A 17,291-nucleotide genomic window follows, 5' to 3' on the forward strand; every position below is an offset into this window, starting at 1 on the left:
TTAAGATCAGTCACATGCCATGCATGGGCTGCGTCACGGGCTGTCAGTTGCACCCAAATTCTCCCTAATCTTCGTCGGCAGGTTACCTGCTCTTTGGTCGCCGTCGTTTGAAATTTTGACGACTTGAAAATCTATTTCGGATTGATCCCGATATGGCAGAAAGCTTAAGTCAAAAAGGCAGTAGGTTTGCGACGCAACACCGTATTGTGTGATCCAAAGATACGTTTACATCAGCTTTGAGGTCTTTTCAGGGTCTTGAACAGACATTTTATCTTGTCATTAAAGTACCATTAGGCAAGTGCCAAATGCACCAGAAATCACATAGGGGCAGGCGGTAAACACCGTCTGCCCCTATGTGGATGGAATGATTGCAGTCCTTGGCTCTGGCTACTTTTGGGTCATGAACATCGGGCCACCCTCATGGCGTGGGAAGCCATATCCATTGACCATGACCACATCAATTGCATCTGGACTCATGGCGATTCCTTCGGCAAGGATTTTGTCGCCTTCGCTACGCATGGCATCAAGGATGATGGACATGATTTCTTTGGTGTCGAAATTGCGACGTGTGATGCCTTTTTTATCCGATTCCGCAATCACCAGTGCATCGACGTCCGGGTCCGGGTGGGCTTTGCCGTTTTCATCATAACGATACCAGCCAAGACCGTTCTTTTTGCCAAGCCGGTCCATCTCGCACAGATAATCGCCAAGTGCGACATAACGTTCAGCCGGATCACGGAACGGAGCGAGACGTTTACGCGTTGCCCATGAAATCTCAAGTCCGGCCATGTCCTGCATGGCAAACAAGCCCATTGGGAAGCCGAATTCAACCATGGCATCATCGATCTGATGGGGGAGTGCGCCATCTTCGAGCATATATTCACAATGCTTGCGATAGGCCGACATAATGCGATTGCCAATAAAGCCATCGCAGACACCACAGGGGACCGCGATCTTGCCAAGCTTGCGGGCAAAGGCAAACGCGGTGGCAAGGCTTGCGGCGTTGGCTCGATCGGTGCGGACCACCTCAAGCAGCTTCATGATATGCGCCGGAGAGAAGAAATGAAGCCCGATCACCCGCTGAGGATTAGTACATTTGGCCGCGATTTCGTTGATGTCGAGGTAAGACGTATTTGAGGCCAGCACAGCGTCCGGCTTGCAGTGTTTCGAAAGCTTGCCAAACACATCGTGTTTGACTGCCATATCTTCAAACACGGCTTCGACCACCAGATCGGCAGTGCCAAGGTCCGCGTAGTCGGTGCTGGTAGAAAGCGATGCCAGCAGATTGTCAAAACGATCTTGCGTGATCAGGCCACGCTTGAGGCTGCCACTCAGATGCTTTTCAACGGTTGCGCGACCATGGGTACAGGCATCTTCGTTGCGTTCAATAATCGTTGCCTTGAAACCCGCCAAAAGGGATGCGGTTGCAATGCCTGCCCCCATGATGCCGCCACCGATCACACCGACTTCATTGATGGGGTTTGGTGCAGCACCATCAAGTTCAGGAAATTTGGCAACGGATCGTTCGGCAAAGAAAATATGACGGAGTGCCTTGGACTGATCACTATCGCGCAGTTCGACAAACTTTTCGCGTTCATGAACAAGGCCCACCGCGGTGTCCTGTTCGATGCCGATGCGAATGGCCTGGGCGGCGATGACGGGGGCAATCTGTCCGCGGGCTTTTTTACCGACACCCGCAATGATTTCATCCCACTGATGATCATCAGGCGCATCAACTGGCGGGCAGCGACGCAGTTCCAAGGGACGCGGGCGGTTGATGATGGTGCGGGCAAAATCCAGTGCAGCGTCGCGAAGCGGGCCATGCGCGATGGCATCAATCAGGCCGATTGCATTGGCCTTATCAGCCGAAACCGGTTTGCCGCCCGTAATCATGGCAATAGCGTCGCGGACAGGAACAAGGCGTGGCAAGCGCACTGTGCCACCAGCGCCGGGAATAAGCCCCAGATTAACTTCTGGCAGGCCAAGCTTCGCACCACTTTCCGCAATCCGGTAATGACAGCCAAGGGCGATTTCCAGCCCACCACCCAACGCATGGCCATGAATGGCGGCAATGACTGGTTTGGTGGTGGACTCCAACCGTTTGATCACATCGGGCAGAATCGGATCTTTGGGCGGTTGGCCAAATTCACTGACATCGGCACCGGCAATGAACGTTTTGCCCGCACAGATTAGAATGACGACCTTGATACTGCTATCGCCTTCGATCTCATCAAGAGCGTCGACGATGCCTTGACGCACGCTGTGGCTGGTGGCGTTGATCGGCGGATTGTTAATGGTGATAAAGGCGATGTCGTTTTCAGTTGTGAGGTTGACGGTCGACATGTCAAATGTCCTCTGGATTGATCGGGGTCAGCAGACAGGCTGTCAGATCAGAATCCGGTTCGGCCAGATCGGAAATAACATTGAAATGATGCTTGTCCGGGGCGTGCACCGCACGGGTCGATGCCCCAAGTCCGGTCCAGATGTTGGCCAAAAGATCATTCTGGCGGACAAATTCAGGACGTTCATCCGCGCCAACCCAGCAGGTGATTGAACAGGGCAGGGTGGGGCGCAGAAGTGCTGCACTTTCCATCACGGCTTCCTGACCATCCAGCCCCAGAACATCATTCATTGATGTATTTAAAAGTGGGCGCAGGTCATGCAGTCCAGAAATTGAGACTGTATTTTTAACACGTGACAGGGTGTCCGGCAGCAGTGGGCTGGTTTCACTGACCATGCGACTGACGAGGTGTCCACCGGCAGAATGGCCTGCCAAATGAATGGGGCCATCGATGTGTGCTGCTGCATGATTTATCGCTGCCGCGATTTGACCGGTGATTTGCGACAGGCGGGCATCGGGGGCCAGCGTATAGCTTGGCATGCATACCGCCCAACCCTTGGCAACAGCACCGTTCGCCAGATGTGACCAACTGGATTTATCAAAGGCCTTCCAATACCCGCCGTGCATAAAAACAACCAGTCCCTTTGGCGTACGGTCAGGAAGAAACAGGTCGTATTTTTCGCGGTCTCCGGTGCCATAGGCGATATCAAGCTCTGCGCGTTGGGTCGCGAGCAGGGTGTCACGGAACTGTGCAGATTGCTCTGTCCACATGCCCGGATATGAGCTGGCATCGGCGATATGGTCGCCATTGGCATATGCGTCGTCCCAGTCGGTAATCATGTGATCTGTCTTCCCTGACCGTCGATATGTTAGGTGCACCAGCCGTGATTTTCGTGGGGCTATTGTGGGCGCGCCTTCGTTTGTTTGGCAAATTCTAGGCAATTTCACAGATATTTCAAACTCAAAATATTTATGCTTGAAATAAATTAAATCGAGGCGTACCGTTTTGTCAGTTTCCCGAAACAACCAAACAAATCAGGAAGGGAAAAGCTGGTGAGAGTAGCTTGTCTGGGTGGCGGTCCTGCGGGGCTTTATTTTGCAATATCAATGAAATTGCGTGATCCGGCCAACGAGGTCGTGGTGATTGAACGCAACAAAGCCGACGATACGTTCGGCTGGGGCGTTGTGCTGTCTGACGAGACTCTTACGAACCTTGCTGATAATGACCCCAAAAGTGCCGAAGCCATTCGGGCGCATTTTTCCTATTGGGATGATGTTGCGGTCAAATACCGGGGGGCTAAGACCGTCTCAACCGGGCATGGCTTTTGTGGCATCGGTCGAAAACAGCTTTTGATCTTGTTGCAGCAACGCGCGCGTGAACTTGGCGTGGACCTGCGCTTTGAAACAGAGGCCCAGAGTGCGGCGGACTATAACAAGGATTACGACCTTGTGGTTGCCTGCGATGGGTTGAATTCCAAAACCCGCACCGACTATGCCGAGCATTTCCAGCCCGATATTGATACGCGCAAATGCAAGTTTGTCTGGCTGGGCACCCATCAGAAATTTGATGATGCCTTTACCTTTATCTTTGAAGAAACCGACAAGGGCTGGGTCTGGGCGCACGCCTATCAGTTTGATGATGAAACGGCGACCTTCATTGTCGAATGTTCGCAAGAGACGTGGGACGCCTATGGCTTTGGCGAGATGACCAAGGAAGACTCCATCGCCACCTGCGAGGAAATATTCAAGGATCATCTGGATGGTCATGCCCTGATCAGCAATGCGCACCATGTCCGTGGATCAGCATGGCTGAGCTTCCCGCGCGTTCTATGCAACAGTTGGTCACACGATAATATTGTTTTGATGGGCGATGCGGCGGCAACTGCGCATTTCTCCATCGGGTCGGGGACCAAGCTGGCACTTGAAAGTGCGATTGCACTGGCAAATTATCTGCATTCCGAAACCGATCTGAAATCGGCCTTTGGCAAGTATGAAGACGAACGCCGTCTTGAAGTTTTGCGCCTGCAGTCCGCGGCGCGCAACTCGATGGAATGGTTCGAAGAAATTGAACGCTACTTCGATTTTGATCCGGTGCAGTTCACCTATTCTCTTTTGACCAGATCACAGCGCATTAGCCATGAAAACCTGCGCCTGCGGGATGCCAAATGGCTCGGCGAGGCAGAAGGCTGGTTCCAGCGTCAGGCCGGTGTTCCGGCCAATGACGGGGTGCGTCATCCTATGTTTGTACCGTTCAAGCTACGCGAGATGGAGCTTAAAAACCGAATCGTTGTGTCCCCGATGGCCCAGTATAAGGCGGTTGATGGCTGCCCGACCGATTGGCATTTGGTGCATTACGCCGAACGCGCCAAGGGCGGTGCGGCAATGGTTTATACCGAGATGACCTGTGTGTCGGCGGATGGCCGGATTACACCGGGATGTCCGGGGCTTTATGACGATGCGCATGAGCAGGCCTGGAAACGGATTGTCGATTTTGTCCATGGTGAAACCGATGCCAAACTGTGCATGCAGGTCGGTCATTCCGGGCGCAAAGGATCGACTCAACTTGGCTGGGAAGAAATGGATGCGCCGCTGTCGGATGGTAACTGGCCGCTTTTGTCGGCCTCGGCCATTGCATGGTCGGATCGCAATCAAACGCCAAAGGCGATGACGCGCGATGACATGGACATGGTCCGTGATCAATTTGTCGCCGGGGCCAAGATGGCCGACCGTGCCGGGTTTGACATGATCGAAGTGCATGCCGCACACGGTTATCTTTTATCGTCCTTCATCAGTCCTGTGAGCAATGTGCGCGATGATGAATATGGTGGGTCGCTTGAAAACCGGATGCGCTATCCACTTGAAGTGATCAATGCTGTGCGTGCAGCATGGCCTGCGAATAAGCCACTTTCGGTGCGTATTTCGGCCAATGATTGGGTCGGGGATGATGGTGTCACGCCCGAAGAAGCGGTTGAAATCGCCCGTATGCTTAAAGCCAATGATGTTGATATCTGCGACGTGTCGGCCGGTCAAACGACCAAGGATGCCCGCCCGGTTTATGGTCGGATGTTCCAGACGCCGTTTTCTGATCGTATTCGCAACGAAGCCAATATCGCGACGATGGCGGTGGGTAATATTTACGAACCCGATCACGTTAATTCGATCCTGATGGCCGGGCGTGCGGACCTTGTCTGTCTGGCGCGGCCGCATCTGGCGAACCCGTATTGGACGCTGCATCAGGCAGCCGCCCTTGGCAATCAGACTGAAAACTGGCCCGCACCCTATTATGCGGGACGCGATCAGATGATGCGTCTGGCCGAACGGGCCGACGTCATGACCGGAAAGGTTTAAGTGACCATGGCCGATCTTGCCATTCATCGCGCATTGATCACCGGGGGCGGTTCCGGTGTCGGGGTCGTTATGGCCCGCATGTTGGCCGATGCCGGGGTGAAGGTTGCCATCGCTGGACGGCGCAGCGACGTTTTGGCCGAGGTTGCCCAACATGAAAATATCACAGCAATCGTCGCCGATGTGACTGACGAGACTTCGGTGCGCGACATGTATGCGACCATGGTGGCCGAAATCGGCGCACCGGATTTGGTGATTGCCAATGCCGGTATGGCCGAAAGTGCCCCGATTGGCAAAACATCGGTCGATCTTTGGAAACGCACGATGGATGTCAATCTGACCGGTACGTTCCTGACCTTCCGCGAAGGATTGGCTGTGATGGATAAGACCAAGCCAGGTCGACTGATTTCGATTGCCTCGACCGCGGGGCTTAAGGGGTATGCCTATGTTACGGCCTATTGCGCGGCAAAACACGGTGTGGTCGGTCTTGTTGAGGGCATGGCCGCCGAACTTGCCAGCAGTTCGGTTACCGTAAATGCGGTGTGCCCCGGTTTTATGGAAACGCCGATGTTGGAAAAATCGGTTGAAAACATCGTTGCCAAAACCGGCATGAGCACCGACGCCGCGCGTGCAAGTCTTGCGAAAATCAATCCGCAGAACCGCTTTATCCAGCCTGATGAAGTGGCAAACACCGTCATGTGGCTTTGCAGTCCTCATGCGGCATCCATTACCGGACAGGCGATTTCGGTATCGGGAGGAGAAGTATGAATATGAACCATTCCGATGACCTGCGCGATCTGATGAATAATGAAACATCTGATCTGTCCAAGGCGCGTTTGCGGGCGTGGCTTCAGATTCTGAAAGTCTCGCGCAAAATCGAAGGCGAGCTGCGCGAAAAAATGCGCATCGAATTTGGCTCAACCCTGCCGCGTTTTGATGTTTTGGCCGCACTTTACCGTGAACGCGATGGCATGCGCATGAGCGAACTTTCAAAATCCCTGATGGTGTCAAACGGCAATGTGACCGGCATTGTTGATCGCCTTGTCGGGGAGGGAATGCTCGTACGTGTGCCGGTCGAAAATGACCGCCGCGCATCGATTGTGCGCCTGACCGAAGCGGGCGAAAAGGATTTCGCCGAACGGGCCCTTGTGCATGAAGGATGGGTTTCCGAGCTGTTTTCCGATCTTTCGGCCAGTGATGCCGATGGCCTGATCCGTATTCTGCGCACCATTTCCCATCATAACGAGGCGCCCCATGACTAAAATGGCGAACATCAAACCCACCCATTTCAACTGGCGCATGGAAGGCGACGTTGCGGTCATTTCACTGGATCGTCCCGACCGCAAAAACCCGTTGACGTTCGATAGCTATGCCGAGCTTCGCGATACCTTCCGCGATCTGGTTTACGCTGATGATGTCAAGGCGGTGGTGTTTGGATCAAACGGTGGCAACTTTTGTTCTGGCGGGGATGTGCATGACATCATTGGTCCGCTGATCAAAAAGGACATGAAAGGTCTTTTGGAATTCACCCGCATGACCGGTGATCTGGTCAAGTCGATCATCGGCTGTGGCAAGCCGGTGATTGCGGCGGTAGACGGGGTTTGTGTGGGTGCGGGGGCAATCATTGCCATGGCATCCGACCTTCGTCTGGCGACTGCCACCTCCAAAACCGCATTCCTGTTTACCCGTGTCGGGTTGGCGGGCTGTGACATGGGGGCCTGTGCGATCCTGCCACGCATCATCGGACAGGGACGTGCGGCCGAACTTCTGTATACCGGACGTTCAATGTCGGCCGAGGAAGGCGAACGTTGGGGGTTCTATAACCGTCTTGTCGAGGCAGATGTTCTTGAGGCAGAGGCCATCACCCTTGCCACCCGTATTTCCCAAGGCCCGAATTTCGGTCACATGATGACAAAAACCATGCTGGCGCAAGAATGGAACATGTCGATCGAACAGGCGATTGAATCTGAAGCACAGGCGCAGGCAATCTGCATGCAGACCGAAGATTTCAATCGTGCCTATACGGCCTTTGTCGCCAAGGAAAAACCGGTGTTTGAGGGCAACTGATGGCAGATACATCCTTCCTTGAGTGGCCGTTTTTCGAAGACAGGCACCGTGAACTGGCGGTCAAGCTTGATGCCTGGGCGGCGACCAATCTTGATGGCATTGATCACGGTGATGTCGATGATGCCTGCCGGGATCTGGTTCGCCGACTGGCCGATGGCGGTTGGTTGCGCCATGCGGCAATTGATCCGCAATATACCGGATCGAAACTGGATGTGCGGTCACTTTGCCTGATCCGCGAAACATTGGCGCGTTATGACGGGTTGGCTGATTTCGCCTTTGCGATGCAGGGGTTGGGGAGTGGCGCGATCTCTTTGTTTGGAACGGAAGCCCACCGGGGGGAATGGCTTCCAAAAGTACGTTCTGGCACTGGGATCGCTGCCTTCGCGCTGACCGAACCACAATCTGGGTCAGATGTTGCCAACATCGCCCTTGATGCCAAACGTGATGGCGATGACTTTATTCTGAACGGTGAAAAGACCTGGATTTCCAATGGCGGGATCGCGGACTTTTACTGCGTCTTTGCGCGCACCGGCGAAGCACCGGGGGCCAAGGGGCTTTCGGCCTTTGTCGTTCCGGCAAACACGCCCGGGTTTGAAATTGCCGAGCGTCTGCATACCATCGCACCCCATCCACTCGCACGCCTGAAATTCACCGATTGCCGCATCCCGGCACGTGCGTTGATTGGCAATGGTGGTGACGGGTTTAAAATTGCGATGTCGGTTCTTGATGTATTTCGATCAACCGTTGCCGCCGCCGCCCTTGGTTTTGCGCGCCGTGCGTTGGATGAAACCATCAAGCGGGTTCAGGAACGCGAACTGTTTGGCGCGCCGCTTTTTGATCTTCAAATGGTTCAGGGGCATGTCGCGGACATGGCGCTTGATATCGATGCGTCGGCCCTTTTGGTCTATCGCGCCGCATGGCTGAAAGACAGCGGTGCCCCGCGCGTAAGCCGCGAAGCGGCGATGGCAAAACTTTATGCAACCGATCATGCACAAACCGTCATTGATAAGGCGGTGCAAATTCATGGCGGTGATGGCGTGCGCAGTGGGCACATCATTGAACTGCTGTACCGGGAAATTCGTGCTCTTCGCATTTATGAAGGCGCATCAGACGTCCAGAAAATAATCATCGCACGGCAAACGCTGGCGCAATAATGGCTGTATCAGGGACTTCACAATGCTCGGACCAACTGCACATACTGACCAATTCACGCGGGACAATTTGCCACCGGTGGCAGACTGGCCAGAGTTTAATTTGGACAAGTTTGATTATCCCGAATATCTGAATGCCGGGGTCGAGCTGACCGACAAAATGGTTGATCAGGGTTTTGGTGATAACACCGCCCTGATCGGCAATGGTCGTCAGCGGACCTATAAGGAACTGGCAGACTGGACCAACCGCATTGCCCACGCGCTGGTCGAGGATTACGGCGTTAAGCCGGGCAACCGTATTCTTATCCGGTCGGCTAATAATCCGGCGATGGTGGCCTGCTGGCTGGCGGCGACCAAGGCAGGCGCGGTTGTGGTCAATACCATGCCGATGCTGCGGTCTGGCGAACTGGCCCAGATTGTCGATAAGGCCGAGATCGAATTTGCCCTGTGTGACACGCGCCTGATGGATGAGATGGTCGCCTGTGCCAAGGACAGCACATTCCTTAAAAAGGTCATTGGCTTTGACGGGACGGCCAATCATGACGCCGAGCTTGATCGCATTGCCCTGACCAAATCGGTCAAATTCGAGGCGGTTAAAACCGGGCGCGATGATGTGGCCTTGCTTGGGTTTACCTCGGGCACGACCGGCAGCCCAAAGGCGACCATGCATTTCCATCGTGATCTTTTGATCATTGCCGATGGTTATGCCAAGGAAGTGCTGAATGTAACGCCTGATGATGTGTTTGTCGGATCGCCCCCCCTTGCCTTTACCTTTGGTCTGGGCGGGCTTGCCATTTTCCCGCTGCGCTTTGGGGCGACTGCGACCTTGCTTGAAAAAGCGTCCCCACCCAACATGATCGAAATCATCGAAACCTATAAGGCGACGGTGTGCTTTACCGCACCGACCGCCTATCGCGTGATGTTATCGGCGATGGAAGAAGGGGCTGATTTGTCATCCCTGCGTGCGGCTGTTTCGGCGGGCGAAACTCTGCCTGCGCCGGTTTATGATGCCTGGATGGAAAAAACCGGCAAACCGATGCTCGATGGTATTGGCGCGACCGAGATGCTCCATATTTTTATCTCCAACCGATTTGGTGACAGTCACCCGGCCTGTACGGGGCGCCCGGTTGGTGGGTATGAAGCCAAAATCGTTGATCACGATATGAATGAAGTTCCGGTCGGAACGGTTGGCAGGCTTGCGGTGCGCGGACCGACGGGATGTCGTTATCTTGATGATGTGCGTCAGTGCACGTATGTGCGTGATGGCTGGAACCTGACAGGGGATGCGTTCTTTGTTGATGAGGATGGCTACTATCACTTTGCTGCACGCAATGACGATATGATCGTCTCGTCGGGTTACAACATCGCCGGTCCGGAAGTCGAGGCCGCCTTGTTGTCCCACGTAGCTGTTGCCGAATGTGCGGTCATAGGTGCACCGAATGAAGAACGCGGCACCATTGTTCAGGCCCATATCGTTCTGGCAGACGGTTTTCATCCGACACCCGAGATGGCCAAACAGTTGCAAGATCATGTAAAAGCGACGATCGCGCCGTTTAAATATCCGCGCTCCGTCGTCTTTATCGAGACACTGCCAAAAACCGCGACTGGAAAAATTCAGCGCTTCAGACTGAAACAGGACCTGCCTGCATGATCGATTTCGCCGCCACCAAATCCCTGTTCCATATTCCCAAAGGTGTCATTTACCTTGATGGGAACTCGCTTGGCATGATGCCAAAGTCGGCCGCAAACCGTGCGAAGTCGATGATTGAGGATGAATGGGGGGAAATGCTGATCCGGGGCTGGAATGATGCCAAATGGATGGCGCAACCCGAACGTGTCGGCAATCTTGTCGCGCGCTTGATTGGGGCGGCTCCCGGTACTGTGGTTATGGGCGATACTTTGTCGATCAAGGTGTATCAGGCACTGGCAAGTGCGCTGGAACTGCGCCCGGATCGTAAGGTGATTGTATCGGACAACGGGAATTTCCCGACTGACCTTTATATGGCCGATGGCCTGATCAAAAGTCTCGATAAGGGGCATGTGCTTAAAACACCAAACCCCGAAGATGTCGAAAGCCTGATCAACGAAGACCTTGCTGTCTTGATGCTCACCCAGGTCGATTACCGCACCGGGCGCATGCATGACATGAAACGCATTACCGATCTTGCCCATAAGGCGGGTGCGATTGTGATCTGGGATCTGGCGCATTCGGCGGGGGCGGTTCCGGTTGACCTGACCGGATGTAACGCGGATTTCGCTGTTGGCTGCACCTATAAATATCTTAATGGCGGCCCCGGTGCCCCGGCATTTATTTATGTCCGGCCCGATCACGCCAAAACCATCCGACCGGCGTTGTCTGGATGGTTGGGCCATGCTGCCCCATTTGCCTTTGACCGTGATTATACGCCTGCCCCGGATGTTTCACGCATGCGGGTTGGCACACCACCGGTTATTCAGATGACGGTGCTTGAAGAAGCCATGAAGGCATGGGACGGCGTTGACATGGCCGATATCCGCACACGCAGTATCGAGCTGTGCGAGCAGTTTATCGCTGGTGTCGAGGCATCCTGTTCGATGCTGGAACTGGCAAGCCCGCGTGATCCACAACACCGTGGTTCACAGGTATCGTTCAAATTTGATCACGGATATGCCGTGATGCAGGCCTTGATCGCGCGCGGCGTGATTGGTGATTTCCGCGCACCTGATATCATTCGTTTCGGGTTTACCCCGCTTTATATCGATAATGGTGATGTGGACGGTGCGGTTAAAATTCTGGCCGAGATCATGGAAACCAAATCATGGGATCAGCCGAAATTCCATAAACGCAACGCGGTGACCTGATCATGGCCAAACCAACCAAACCATATGATCCCAGCACCGAAGGCGCACGCACGGATTTTTCCGATCAGATGTCCTATGGCGATTACCTGTCGCTTGATGCGATCCTGACCGCCCAGCATCCCAAATCTGATGCCCATGACGAAATGCTGTTTATCATTCAGCATCAAACGTCCGAGCTTTGGATGAAACTTGCGATCCGTGAAATCAGTGCGGCCCGCGCCGTCATGGGCGAGGGTGATTTCCGCCCGGCATTTAAGATGCTGGCGCGTGTGTCGCGAATTTTCGAACAGCTTAATAACGCATGGGACGTGTTGCGCACCATGACGCCAAGCGACTATACGACGTTTCGCGATGCGCTTGGTCCTTCATCGGGGTTTCAGTCCCATCAGTATCGTCAGATCGAATTCATGCTGGGCAACCGCAATCACGCGATGTTACGCCCGCATGCCCATCGCGAAGATATTCTTGAGTTGCTGACGACGGAGCTTACAACGCCCAGTCTGTATGACGAGGCGTTGCGCCTGTTGGCACGCGAAGGCATTGATCTTCCCGATCATGTTCTTGGCCGGGATGTCACACAGCCCTATACGCCAGATGACGCTGTGATTGCGGCATGGCACAAGGTTTACAGCGATCCAACCAAATACTGGTCGCTGTATGAACTGGCTGAAAAGCTGGTGGATTTTGAAGACTACTTCCGTCGCTGGCGCTTTAACCATGTGACAACGGTCGAACGCGTTATTGGTTTTAAACGCGGGACCGGTGGCACGGGTGGCGTCAGTTACCTTAAGAAAATGCTGGAAGTAGAACTGTTTCCGGAACTCTGGCGGGTGCGAACCACGCTTTGAGGATGGACGGGCATGATGCAAATACTGCAAGATCAGGGGCAGGCATCAAGTTCGTTAAAACCACGACGCACAAAGACATAAATGTCGTGGGATCAACGTGTTGCTAAACGAATAAAATGTATAAACACGGAGGCTTAAATGAAGGGTATTAAGACAACCATTGCAGCAGTGGCTGCATTGCTTGTTGCCGGCGCGGCGCAGGCCGATCCGGTAAAGGTTGGCATGATCACCACACTTTCGGGCGGTGGTGCCAGCTTGGGTATTGATGCACGTGACGGCTTTATGCTGGCGGTTAAACAGGCAAACAATCCCGATCTGGAAGTCGTGATCGAAGATGATCAGCGCAAACCGGACGTCGCTGTCCAGCTTGCTGATAAAATGATCCAGCAGGAAAAGGTTGATGTTCTGACCGGTATTATCTGGTCGAACCTTGCTATGGCTGTGGTGCCGTCCGCGGTTGCACAGGACAAATTCTATCTTTCCGTCAATGCGGCACCGTCGCAGTTGGCAGGCAAAGGCTGTAACGCGAACTATTTCAGCGTTTCCTATCAGAATGACAACCTGCATGAAGCAGCCGGTGGCTATGCGTCGAGTGCCGGGTATGAAAACGCCTTTATCCTCGCACCGAACTATCCGGCGGGGAAAGATTCCCTGGCTGGGTTCAAACGCTTCTTCTTTGGCGACATCGCAGGCGAAGTTTACACCAAGCTTGGTCAGACAGATTACGCCGCCGAAATTGCTGAAATCCGTGCGTCGGGTGCTGACAGCGTCTTCTTCTTCCTGCCGGGCGGCATGGGCATTGCGTTCATGAAACAGTATGCTCAGTCGGGTGTGGATATTCCGCTGATCGGTCCGGCATTTTCGATGGATCAGGGCATTCTTGGTGCAGTTGGTGATGCGGCTCTGGGTGTGAAAAACACCTCGAACTGGTCAAAAGACATCGACAACGCGACCAACAAGGCATTCGTTGAAAGCTTCGTTGCTGAATATGACCGTCTGCCGTCGCTCTATGCATCTTATGGTTTTGACACTGCAAACCTGCTGCTGTCGGCGATGGGCAAAGCAAATGTCAATGACAAGGAAGCATTCCGCGATGCGTTGCGGGCGGCTGATTTCAATTCGGTCCGTGGCAAGTTTGTCTTTGGTCCGAACCAGCATCCGATTCAGGACATCTATGTTCGTGAAGTCGTTAAAGAAGGCGACGTTCTGACCAACAAGATCGTTGGCGTTGCCCTTAAAGATCATGCCGATGCCTATGCATCGGAATGCTCGATGTAATCACGGGCTGACAAGTCGGTGGGGGCCGTTGCCCATAGTGGTTTACGGCCCCCGACCACCTTGTGACGGAGTTTCCAATAATGTTCACTCTTTTCCTGGAGCAGCTGCTAAACGGCCTTCAGTCCGGTGTGATGCTGTTTTTGATGGCATCTGGGCTGACGCTTGTTTTCGGTGTGATGGGTCTGATTAATCTGGCCCATGGCTCGCTCTATATGGTTGGCGCTTTTGCCTGTGCGGCGGTTGCGGCATGGACCGGTTCGTTCTGGCTTGGTCTTGTTGCCAGCCTGATGGCTGCGGCCATTGCCGGTGCGCTGGTTGAGATACTGATTATTCGCCGTCTTTATAACCGTGATCACCTTGATCAGGTTCTGGCGACTTTTGCCCTTATTTTGATTTTTTCCGAAGGCACACGCTGGATTTTCGGATCCTTCCCATTGTTTCTAAGCGTACCTGAATTCCTGACGGGCACTGTTGTGATGCCCGGTGATTTCCAATATCCGCTGTTCCGTCTTGCCATCATTATTGCCGGTTTTGCTGTGGCGGCGGGCTTGTTCCTGCTGATTGGTAAAACCCGTCTTGGCATTCGCATTCGTGCGGGTGAAGCTGATCGCGGCATGATCGCCGCCTTGGGGGTGGATATTGATCGCCTTTATACAATTGTGTTTGCCCTTGGCGCGGCTTTGGCCGGGCTTGCCGGTGCCTTTGTCGGCACGACCCAGTCGGTTCAGGTCGGTATGGGCGAGCCGGTGCTTATTCTGGCATTTGTTGTGATTGTGATTGGTGGGATTGGCTCGATCAAGGGCGCGCTGGTCGGATCCCTTCTTGTTGGCTTTACCGATACGATGGGGCGGTTTTTGTTGCCCCATGCGTTTGCAACCTTTCTTGATCCGGCAAGTGCGACGGCCATTGGGTCCGCCCTTGCATCAATGTTGATTTATATCGTTATGGCGCTGGTTTTGTTCCTGCGGCCAAGCGGTTTGTTCGGGACGGAAGCCTGATATGACCATGAACCGCGAAACCTTTATCAACTGTATCCTTGGTCTGGCACTGGTGATTGTCCCATTGATTGCGCTGGGCATGGATGAGCCGTTCATCATTACCCTGGCGACCAAGGTGGCCATTTTTGCCATGGCGGGGGTAGGCCTTAACCTTGTGCTTGGCTATGGCGGGCTTGTGTCCTTTGGTCATGCGGCGTTCTTCGGAATTGGCGGCTATGCGGCGGGCATCCTTGCCAGCCATGCGCTTAATTACGAACCGATCATGACATGGCCGTTCGAGATCGAAGGCACGACCCAGATGATCATTATCTGGATTGTTGCGCTGCTGGCATCGGCGATTATTGCCTTGGCTATTGGGGCGATTACGCTGCGGACCAGCGGCGTTTATTTCATCATGATCACGCTGGCGTTTGCGCAGATGATCTATTACTTCGCGATTTCCTGGCCTGCATATGGCGGGGAAGACGGCCTGTCGATCTATGTGCGCAACGGGTTCCCGGGGCTCAATACGCTTGATCCGATCAGTTATTTTGCACTCTGTGCCGTGATGCTGGGGCTTGCGATCGCATTTTCGGCCGTTTTGATCCGCTCGCGGTTTGGTCTTGCCCTTCAGGGCGCTCGCCAGAACAGCCAGCGTATGACGGCCGTAGGGATTGCACCGTTTCGCATCCGTCTGGTGGCGTTTGTGATTTCAGCGATGATCACGGCGTTGGCCGGCGCACTTTATGCCGATCTCAACCGTTTTGTTAGCCCGTCGATGATGTCTTGGCATATGTCAGGTGAAATCATGGTGTTTGTCATTCTCGGTGGGGTTGGGCGCTTGTTCGGCCCGCTGGCCGGGGCGGGGCTTTACATCATTCTTGAACATCTGCTTGGCGGGGTTTGGGAATTCTGGCAATTGCCGCTGGGCGTGTTGCTGCTGATCGTGGTTTTGTTCGCGCGCGGTGGACTTGTTGGTGTTTTGGCGGGGGAACGCAAACATGTCTGATGCCATTCTTTCACTGTCAAACATCACCAAGCAATTCGGGTCTCTTCTCGCCAGTGACAGCGTCACGCTTGATCTGCGTGCGGGGGAAATCCACGCACTGATCGGGCCGAACGGGGCGGGGAAATCCACCCTGATCAAACAGATCGCGGGCGAGATCAAATCTGATAGCGGTGACATTCATTTTAACGGTCAGCACATCAATGCCTTGGACGCGGTCCAACGGTCGCGTATGGGCCTTGCCAGAACGTTTCAGGTGTCGTCCCTGATGCCAGAATTCTCGGTTCTGCAGAACGTGATGCTGGCCCGTCAGTCAGTCAGCGGGAAGGTCTTTCGGTTTTTCCGCCCGGTGCTGAGTGACAAGTCGCTTGTAGAACCGGCAATGGCGCAGCTTGAACGGGTTGGACTTGCGGATCGTGCGGAAATGCGCGCGGCCGATATTTCACATGGTGAACGTCGTCAGTTGGAAATGGCGGTGGCGCTTGCCCTTGAACCACGGGCGTTTTTATTGGATGAGCCGATGGCGGGCATGGGACCAGAGGGTTCCAAACGTCTGACTGGTTTCCTTGATGGTTTGCGCGCACAGGCCCCGATCCTTCTGGTCGAACATGACATGGATGCGGTTTTTGCCTTGGCCGACCGGATTTCGGTTCTGGTTTATGGCCGTGTCATTGCGACCGGCACTGTTGATGACATTCGCGGGAATGATGATGTTAAACGTGCCTATCTCGGGGAGGAAGCCTGATATGTCTGCACTTCTCGAACTTAGTGGTGTGACCGCGTTTTACGGCGCATCGCAGGCCTTGTTTGGTATTGATCTGTCGCTTAATGAAGGCGAAGCCGTCGCCCTTATGGGGCGTAATGGTATGGGCAAAACGACCACGATCAAGACCATCTGTCGCATGATGGAACATCGCGATGGGTCAATCCGCTTTGCCGGACAGGACTTGGCAAAAATGCCATCGCACAAAGCGGCCCGCTTGGGGCTTGGTCTGGTGCCGGAAGGCCGCCGATGCTTTGCCCGTTTAACCGTCATGGAAAACCTGATTGCCGCGGCCCGTCCGGGTGAGTGGGATTTCGACCGGGTGGCGGGGTTGTTTCCACGTCTTGCCGAACGGCGGGAGCAAAAGGCGATGACGCTTTCGGGCGGTGAACAGCAGATGTTGGCCATTGGCCGTGCGCTGATGACCAACCCGCGTTTACTGATTTTGGACGAAGCAACCGAGGGGTTGGCGCCGGTGGTCCGTCAGGAAATCTGGGCGGCGATCAATCAGCTTAAGCAATCAGGTCTGACCATTTTGGTGGTGGATAAGTCGCTTAAAGAACTTTCAGGTGTCGCAGATCGCTATGTGATTGTCGAAAAGGGCGTTACCGCCTGGAGCGGTGCGGTCAATGAACTGACCGATGCGCTTGCTGACCGGTATTTGGGGGTCTGAT

At 54.2% G+C, this 17,291-nt stretch carries 15 protein-coding genes; 13 read left to right on the forward strand and 2 right to left on the reverse strand.

Annotated elements, in window-relative coordinates; all coding sequences use genetic code 11:
* Positions 1–387: 387 nt before the first annotated feature.
* Positions 388–2,343 carry a 3-hydroxyacyl-CoA dehydrogenase NAD-binding domain-containing protein gene (locus COO92_RS16890; RefSeq protein ID WP_101304059.1) on the reverse strand — a complete coding sequence of 652 codons (1,956 nt, stop codon included), beginning with the start codon at positions 2,341–2,343 and terminating at the stop codon, positions 388–390.
* A 1-nt stretch (position 2,344) separates the two neighbouring features.
* Positions 2,345–3,181 (reverse strand): alpha/beta hydrolase, encoded by an 837-nt coding sequence (locus tag COO92_RS16895; protein WP_101304061.1) that lies wholly within the window; start codon positions 3,179–3,181, stop codon positions 2,345–2,347.
* A gap of 213 nt (positions 3,182–3,394) precedes the next feature.
* On the opposite strand from COO92_RS16895, the gene COO92_RS16900 reads away from it, so the two are divergent.
* From COO92_RS16900 to COO92_RS16960, 13 genes are all read left to right on the forward strand, one after another.
* On the forward strand, positions 3,395–5,689 hold the full coding sequence (locus COO92_RS16900) for a bifunctional salicylyl-CoA 5-hydroxylase/oxidoreductase (protein WP_101304063.1): 2,295 nt from the start codon (positions 3,395–3,397) through the stop codon (positions 5,687–5,689).
* 6 nt (positions 5,690–5,695) lie between these two features.
* Positions 5,696–6,454, forward strand: a complete 759-nt coding sequence (locus COO92_RS16905; protein ID WP_101304362.1) for an SDR family NAD(P)-dependent oxidoreductase — start codon at positions 5,696–5,698, stop codon at positions 6,452–6,454.
* Positions 6,451–6,948, forward strand: coding sequence for a MarR family winged helix-turn-helix transcriptional regulator (locus COO92_RS16910; RefSeq protein ID WP_101304065.1), 498 nt, complete (start codon positions 6,451–6,453; stop codon positions 6,946–6,948). The genes COO92_RS16905 and COO92_RS16910 overlap by 4 nt, the downstream gene beginning before the upstream one ends.
* Positions 6,941–7,753, forward strand: coding sequence for an enoyl-CoA hydratase family protein (locus tag COO92_RS16915; protein WP_101304067.1), 813 nt, complete (start codon positions 6,941–6,943; stop codon positions 7,751–7,753). The genes COO92_RS16910 and COO92_RS16915 overlap by 8 nt, the downstream gene beginning before the upstream one ends.
* A complete protein-coding gene (locus tag COO92_RS16920; protein ID WP_101304069.1) occupies positions 7,753–8,907 on the forward strand; it encodes an acyl-CoA dehydrogenase family protein in 1,155 nt (384 codons plus the stop codon). The genes COO92_RS16915 and COO92_RS16920 overlap by 1 nt, the downstream gene beginning before the upstream one ends.
* Before the next feature lie 22 nt (positions 8,908–8,929).
* Entirely contained in the window at positions 8,930–10,555 is a 1,626-nt protein-coding gene (locus COO92_RS16925; RefSeq protein ID WP_101304071.1) for an AMP-binding protein, read from the forward strand.
* Positions 10,552–11,745 carry a kynureninase gene (gene kynU / locus COO92_RS16930; RefSeq protein WP_101304073.1) on the forward strand — a complete coding sequence of 398 codons (1,194 nt, stop codon included), beginning with the start codon at positions 10,552–10,554 and terminating at the stop codon, positions 11,743–11,745. Before COO92_RS16925 ends, kynU begins: the two co-directional genes overlap by 4 nt.
* A gap of 2 nt (positions 11,746–11,747) precedes the next feature.
* Positions 11,748–12,593, forward strand: a complete 846-nt coding sequence (gene kynA, locus COO92_RS16935; protein ID WP_101304075.1) for a tryptophan 2,3-dioxygenase — start codon at positions 11,748–11,750, stop codon at positions 12,591–12,593.
* 138 nt (positions 12,594–12,731) lie between these two features.
* Positions 12,732–13,871: an ABC transporter substrate-binding protein gene (locus COO92_RS16940; protein ID WP_101304077.1), complete on the forward strand. Its 1,140-nt coding sequence runs from the start codon at positions 12,732–12,734 to the stop codon at positions 13,869–13,871.
* A gap of 80 nt (positions 13,872–13,951) precedes the next feature.
* Positions 13,952–14,869 (forward strand): branched-chain amino acid ABC transporter permease, encoded by a 918-nt coding sequence (locus COO92_RS16945; protein ID WP_181951533.1) that lies wholly within the window; start codon positions 13,952–13,954, stop codon positions 14,867–14,869.
* Between the two features lies 1 nt (position 14,870).
* On the forward strand, positions 14,871–15,857 hold the full coding sequence (locus COO92_RS16950) for a branched-chain amino acid ABC transporter permease (protein ID WP_022733363.1): 987 nt from the start codon (positions 14,871–14,873) through the stop codon (positions 15,855–15,857).
* Positions 15,850–16,599, forward strand: a complete 750-nt coding sequence (locus COO92_RS16955; RefSeq protein ID WP_101304079.1) for an ABC transporter ATP-binding protein — start codon at positions 15,850–15,852, stop codon at positions 16,597–16,599. The genes COO92_RS16950 and COO92_RS16955 overlap by 8 nt, the downstream gene beginning before the upstream one ends.
* 1 nt (position 16,600) lies before the next feature.
* Positions 16,601–17,290 carry an ABC transporter ATP-binding protein gene (locus COO92_RS16960; protein ID WP_101304081.1) on the forward strand — a complete coding sequence of 230 codons (690 nt, stop codon included), beginning with the start codon at positions 16,601–16,603 and terminating at the stop codon, positions 17,288–17,290.
* Position 17,291 lies beyond the last annotated feature (1 nt).

This window comes from Thalassospira lohafexi (assembly GCF_002844275.1).
Taxonomy (GTDB): Bacteria; Pseudomonadota; Alphaproteobacteria; order Rhodospirillales; family Thalassospiraceae; genus Thalassospira; species Thalassospira lohafexi.